Here is a 204-nt window from a genome sequence, read left to right as displayed (position 1 = left end):
TCCAACACGCATCGCACATCCAAGTATCAGGTTGTGCCAACCAACTTCGTGTCGGATGATGACAGCCGTATAACAGAAAGCATGGCATCTTCATTCTTGGCATATTCAAGGGATTTCGGAAACGTGAGCATGGAAGCAGGATTGAGATACGAATACATCGACTTCAACTACTATGAATATGGCAAGTATGTGCCTGGACAAAGC

1 protein-coding gene is annotated in these 204 nt (G+C 45.1%); it reads left to right on the top strand.

Translation table 11 applies throughout. The annotated features are described in order from the left end of the window. Positions 1-204: outer membrane beta-barrel protein (locus QVO99_RS08870; protein ID WP_288177103.1), on the top strand; the 204-nt coding region annotated here is incomplete at both ends.

It is taken from the genome of Prevotella sp. CAG:592 (genome assembly GCF_000436015.1).
GTDB lineage: Bacteria > Bacteroidota > Bacteroidia > Bacteroidales > Bacteroidaceae > Prevotella > Prevotella pectinovora.
This window is presented reverse-complemented; position numbering and strand designations above follow the sequence as displayed.